A 5,347-nucleotide genomic window follows, 5' to 3' on the forward strand; every position below is an offset into this window, starting at 1 on the left:
TCCAGGATCTCCCCGTCGGACACGTTGACGGCCACGCCGTCCGACTCCCGGATGGCGTTGAGGGCCTTGTCCGGGTTGCGGGGCACCCCCACGGCGATGGAGTCGGCCAGGGTGTTCTCCTCCATGGGCCGCCACGGCTCCCCGGTCTGGATGGCCCGGTTGATGGGGCAGCAGCCCTCCGCCTGCACGGAGATGAGCCGGGGCAGCCTGTCGATGAACCCGGCGGCATAGAGATCCTTCAGCCCCTTCCACGCCCCGGCGATGGTGCACCCGTCCCCCACGGACAGGGCGATGTAGTTGGGCACCTGCCAGCCCAGCTGCTCCATGATCTCCAGGGTGACGGTCTTCTTGCCCTCGGACAGGTAGGGGTTGATGGCCGCGTTGCGGTTGTACCAGCCCCAGCGGTCGATGGCGGCGCGGCTCAGCTCAAAGGTGTCCTCATAGGAGCCGTCCACGCTCACCACCGTGGCGCCGAAGATGCGCAGCTGGGCCACCTTGCCCTTGGGGGCCCGCTTGGGCACGAAGATGTAGGTGGACAGCCCGGCCGCCGCCGCGTTCCCCGCCAGGGAGGAGGCGGCGTTGCCCGTGGAGGAGCAGGCGATGGTGTCCGCCCCCGCCTCCCTGGCCTTTACCACCGCCAGGGCGGAGGCCCGGTCTTTCAGGGAGGACGTGGGGTTCTGCCCGTCGTCCTTGAGGTACAGGGCTTTCAGCCCCAGCGCCCGGGCCAGGCTGTCCGCCTTGTACAGCGGCGACCAGCCCACCCGCAAAGGCGGCGGGGGAGAGGAATCCTCCACCGGCAGGAAGGGCCGGTACCGCCACATGGTGTTGTCCCGGCAGGCGGCCAGGTCTTTGGGCGAGAAGTCCCGCCGGATGGCGGCGTAGTCGTACACGATGTCCAGGATGCCGCCGCAGGCGCAGGTGGTCAGGCCGGGGACGGCCTCATATTCCTTCCCGCACCTGACACATTTTGCACCGAGGACATACTTCATGTGGAAAACCTCCTTTCAGGGGGTGGAAAAAGGGCGCACCCGGGGGGCATCCCGGTAGGCGGATGGCGCGCCGAGGTCGTCGCGCCCCACAACGTCGGCCCAAGCTGCGGATCGTTCGCTTCCGCGTAAACGCGAAAGCTCATTTCCTCCGCTGGGCCTCCTTCTCCCCACGCGACCCGCGGCACAGCCGCTGGGCTCGCGCGGGGGCCCCATGGAACGGGCCAGGCGGTGTCATATCCCCGCGGGCGGCGCGTCAGGGATGCCGCGCCCTACAGATTTTTGAGCACCCCGGATTCTTCATTGAAGGCGTTGATCAGCTCATCCAGCTGGTCGGCCTGGCGGTGCACGTCGTCCCACACGGTGCCGTACCACAGGTCGTTGAGCTCCTCGGCAGTGCGGCCCTGCTGCTCCACCCAGGTGTAATATTTCAGGTTGTGGATGCGTTTGCGGTCGTAGTAGTTCAGCTCGGCCATGGAGTCGGTGCGCAGGCCCAGCAGGTGGAGGGCGTGGTCCACCGCGGCGGCGGTGCCGTCGTAGGGGCCGTACTGGTCGGCCAGCTCCTGAATGCGGGAGCCGTACATGGCCGCCGAGTCGGTGAGGACGGTGGCCACCACGTCGTGCTCGGTGAGCTCGTAGTACTTGGCCAGCTTGACACAGCACAGCACGTTGGCGATGCCCGAGATGCCCAGCAGGGACAGGTTGGCGATGGTGTCCTCATCCACCCCCACAGAGCGGAGGTAGTCGTGGCCCGCCGGGTCGTTGAACAGACGCAGCAGCCGCTGGGAGTCCTCGTCGTCGATGTCGATGACCATATCGGTGTTCTTCACGTTGTGGATCCAGGGGATGTGCTTGTCGCCGATGCCCTCGATGCGGTGGTCGCCGAAGCCGTTGTTCAGGATGGTGGGGCACTGGAGGGCCTCCCCCACCGCCAGCTTCAGGCCGGGGTAGACCTCCTTCAGGTAGTCGCCGCAGCCGATGGTGCCGGCGCTGCCCGAGGTGAAGCAGGCCCCCGAGAGCTTGTCGCCGGGGCGCCTGACGGCCTCAAAGACCTCCTGAATGGCCCGGCCGGTGACCTGATAGTGCCACAGGTGGTTGCCCATCTCCTCGAACTGGTTGAAGATCATGCAGTCCGGTTCCTGCCGCAGCTCGTGGGTCTTGTCGAAGATCTCCTTCACGTTGGACTCGCAGCCCGGGGTGGCGATCACCTCCCCGGCGATCTGGGACAGCCACTCAAACCGCTCCCGGCTCATGCCCGCGGGCAGGATGGCCACCGACTTGACCCCCAGCAGCTTGGAGTTGAAGGCCCCGCCCCGGCAGTAGTTGCCCGTGGAGGGCCACACCGCCCGGTGGTAGCCCGCGTCAAACTGCCCGGTGACCAGCCGGGGGGCCAGGCAGCCGAAGGAGGCCCCCACCTTGTGGCAGCCGGTGGGGAACCACTTGCCCACCAGGGCCACGATGCGGGCCTTCACGCCGGTGAGGGCGGGGGGCAGCTCGATGTAGTTGGGCACGTCCCGGTACAGGCCGCCGGCCTCCGCCGGTTCGTTTTTCCAGGTGATGCGGAACAGGTTCAGAGGATTCACGTCCCACAGGCCCACGCCCCGGAGCCGCTCCTTCACCGCCGCCGGCACGGTCTCAGGATTGCGCATGTTCTCGAATGTGGGAATGATCACGCCGTTCTCCCGGGCCTTCTGAATATTGCGCGCCAGCACGTCCCGGTGAACCGTCAGATCGATCATGCAACCGCCTCCTTTTCATGCTATCTCCATGATAACACAAGGCGGGGAGAAATCAAGCCGCAATTGCCGCCGGAGACAAAAAGATGGGGCGCCGCTCTGCGGCGCCCCGGTGGTCGGCGGTTACGCGTCGTTGGAGGAGAAGGACTGGGTGTACAGCACGTTGCCCGCACCGTCCATGAAGGTGACCACCACGACGACCTCCTCGTTGGAGACCATGGACTTCAGCTCGGCGGCGGTGCTCCGGTAGGCGTCGGCACCGGCCTCGGTGGAGGACTGGAGGGCCTCGGCATAGACGGCGCGCTCCTCCTCGGAGGTCTCCAGACTGTCGATGGTGAAGTCATACCGCAGCTCGTTGCCCTCGGCGTACATGGCCGCGAAGGTGCCCTCCTCGCCGTACTGCGCCGCAGTGGCGTCCACCAGCTCCTGCATGGCGTCGGAGTTGAAGTAGTCCTCCAGGGTGGGCAGACCGCTGCTGTCCTGGGCAGGGGCGGACTCCTGCACGGGGGCTTCGGAGGCGGGCGCGCCGGAGGGGGACTCCTGCGGGGCGTCGCCGCCGCCGCAGGCGGCCAGGATCAGGAGCAGGCAGGATGCGGCAGCAAGAGACAGAATGCGCTTTTTCATAGCTGTGTACCTCGTTTTTTCTTAAATTGCAGGCCCCGGCGGGCGGCCGGGAGCACCTGACTGCCGGATGGGCTGGGCATCCCGCAGGAGCTTCTTCTGCCGGAAAGCCCCCACAAGAAAGAGGATGGGGGCCGCCACGCCGCAGACCAGACCGGCCAGGCCGTTCAGGGAGGATATTCCGATGTACAGGGCGCCGGACACCCCGGTGACCAGCAGGACGGCAAAGACGGTGATCAGCTGCAGCGCCCTCGCCTCCGGCGGAGACCCGCCCCATCACGGATAAAAGCAGTGTAACACAGGAGCCCGGGTCTTTCAATCGCTTTTCACGAAAAAAGAACATGATAAGATTCCGCCCGCGCCCTGAACAGTATATGGCCCGGGCCGGGGAGCCATGCCGGCCGGGAAGTTCTCCTTCCCTTTTGCCCGCCGTTGCGGTATACTGGTGGTGCCAAACAGAAAGGAGGCGCGCTTTTTTATGGAAGTCGGAAGAAGCATCCCCCGCGTGGACGCGGCCGACAAGGTCACCGGCCGCGCCAAGTATACCGACGACCTCTGCCCCCATCCCGTGCTGGAGGCGGCGGTGCTCCACAGCACCATCGCCAACGGCTGGGTGAAATCCATGGACATCTCCGAGGCCCAGGCCCTGCCCGGGGTGGTGAAGGTGCTCACCTGCTTTGACGTGCCGGACATCCAGTACCCCACCCCCGGCCACCCCTGGAGCGTGGAGGCGGCCCACCAGGACGTGGCCGACCGGAAGCTGCTCAACCGCCGGGTGCGCATCTACGGGGACGACATCGCCGCCGTGGTGGCGGAGGATCTGGTCACCGCCCATAAGGCTCTGAAGCTGATCAGGGTGGAGTACGAGGAGTACCCCGTGGCGCTGGAGCCGGAGGGGGCCATGGCCGACGGCTTCCCCCCCATCCACCAGGAGCACCCGGACAACGTGCTGGCCCGGATGGATCTCCGCACGCCCATCCGGGGCGGGGAGTTTGAGACGGTGGAGGACGTGCTGTCCAGCCCCAAATTCCGCCAGTTCCAGGGGCACTATGAGACCCAGCAGGTGCAGCACTGCCACATCGAAAACCCGGTCTCCTTCGCCTACATGGAGTCAGGGCGCATCACGGTGGTCACCTCCACCCAGATCCCCCACATCGTCCGCCGGGTGATCGGCCAGGCCCTGGGCATCGGCTGGGGCTCCATCCGGGTGGTCAAGCCCTACATCGGCGGCGGCTTCGGCAACAAGCAGGAGGTGCTGTACGAGCCCCTCAACGCCTGGCTCACCACCCAGGTGGGCGGCCGGTGCGTGCGCCTGGACGTGAGCCGGGAGGAGACCTTCCAGAACACCCGCTCCCGCCACCCCATCTCCTTCGACGTGGCCGCGGCGGTGGACAAGGACGGCACCCTCATGGCCCGGTATTGCAAAGCCGTGTCCAACCAGGGGGGCTACGCCTCCCACGGCAACGCCATCGTGGCAAACGCCGTCACCGGCTACCGCCAGCTGTACTTAGACCAGATCGGCCACCACGCCCAGGCCCTCACCGTCTACACCAACCGGCCCGCCCCCGGCGCCATGCGGGGGTACGGCATTCCCCAGTGCAACTTCGCCTCCGAGTGCTTCATGGAGGACATTGCCCGGGAAATGGGGCTGGATCCCCTGGAGTTCCGCAAGAAAAACGCCATGCCCCTGGGCTATGTGGACCCCTTCAACGGCATCACCTGCCACTCCACCGCCCTGCGGGAGTGCATCGACAAGGGCGCGGCGTACATCGGCTGGGACGAGCTGCGGGAGAAGTACAAAAACCAGACCGGCCCGGTGCGCCGCGGCGTGGGCATGGCCTGCTTCTCCTACAAGACCGGCGTGTACCCCATCTCCCTGGAGACCTCCTCCGCCCGCATGGTGCTCAACCAGGACGGCACGGTGCAGCTCCACCTGGGGGCCACCGAGATCGGCCAGGGGGGCGACACCGTGTTCTCCCAGATGGCCGCCCAGGCCATCGGCAT

At 66.7% G+C, this 5,347-nt stretch carries 4 protein-coding genes; 1 reads left to right on the plus strand and 3 read right to left on the minus strand.

Annotation, left to right across the window (positions count from 1 at the left end):
* The 3 genes from thrC to QZ378_RS12055 all read right to left on the minus strand — a co-directional run.
* Positions 1-989 (minus strand): threonine synthase (thrC, locus tag QZ378_RS12045; protein ID WP_291258438.1); only part of this gene is annotated, 989 nt, incomplete at its 3' end.
* 269 nt (positions 990-1,258) lie between these two features.
* Entirely contained in the window at positions 1,259-2,725 is a 1,467-nt protein-coding gene (locus QZ378_RS12050; RefSeq protein ID WP_291258439.1) for a pyridoxal-phosphate dependent enzyme, read from the minus strand.
* A gap of 120 nt (positions 2,726-2,845) precedes the next feature.
* Positions 2,846-3,346 (minus strand): DUF4854 domain-containing protein, encoded by a 501-nt coding sequence (locus tag QZ378_RS12055; protein ID WP_291258440.1) that lies wholly within the window; start codon positions 3,344-3,346, stop codon positions 2,846-2,848.
* A 475-nt stretch (positions 3,347-3,821) separates the two neighbouring features.
* Here QZ378_RS12055 and xdhA point away from each other — a divergent pair.
* Positions 3,822-5,347 (plus strand): xanthine dehydrogenase subunit XdhA (gene xdhA / locus QZ378_RS12060; protein WP_291258441.1); only part of this gene is annotated, 1,526 nt, incomplete at its 3' end.

This window comes from Flavonifractor sp. (assembly GCF_019422385.1).
In the GTDB taxonomy this organism is placed as follows: Bacteria; Bacillota; Clostridia; order Oscillospirales; family Oscillospiraceae; genus Flavonifractor; species Flavonifractor avistercoris.